The sequence below is a fragment of the Vibrio sp. 1978 genome (genome assembly GCF_033344345.1).
This window is the reverse complement of sequence record NZ_JAWPOP010000649.1, coordinates 1-604: the sequence shown is the minus strand read 5'-3', so window position 1 is coordinate 604 and position 604 is coordinate 1. Positions and strand designations below refer to the sequence as shown.

The 604-nt window shown below is 47.2% G+C and carries 1 protein-coding gene; it reads right to left on the bottom strand.

Annotated features, from left to right (window positions below; all coding sequences use genetic code 11):
* Positions 1 to 604 (bottom strand): LysR family transcriptional regulator (locus R8N49_RS28330; RefSeq protein WP_318190595.1); only part of this gene is annotated, 604 nt, incomplete at both ends.

Sequence of the window (604 nt, the reverse complement as noted above, 5' to 3'; positions counted from 1 at the left end):
TTGATTGACGAAGCCCGAAAGCGGCATGTCACTCATTTTTATCTCTTTTAATTGTGGCTCTGCACATTGGTCAAAAAACAACGTCATATAGTGCTCGGCATCGGGATGGCCAATAACACCGCATTTTTGCAAGATCTCAGGCGTTAAGGGCTCGGCTTTATATGCGTGGGGAAGGATCAAGCACAGCGCTTCTCGACCGATTCGTTCGCTTTGGAAGAGGCTTTTGTTTGGAGCGTCAGTCACGATGCCGATATCAATGCGGCCTTCAGAGATACCATTAAGAATAGATTGGTTTGGCGCGGCTTCTAAGTGGATGGACAAACTAGGATGTTGCGTTTGTTGCTCTAATAGAGGGCCGTAAAGCATGAGGGCCAACGCACCGGAACAAGCGAGTTTACAATGGCCAGAATAGGCATCATCAAAGCTGAGTTCTTCTAGTAAGCTTTTTTCGCGCTCCTCTAGCTCCAACGCATAGGCGTAAACCATACGACCTTGTTCGGTGAGCTCGAAACTTTTGTTCTCACGTTTGATCAAGGCATGCTGACAACTTTGCTCTAACTTCTTGATGTGTTGGCTAACACCGGGTTGGGTCATGTAGAGCTTT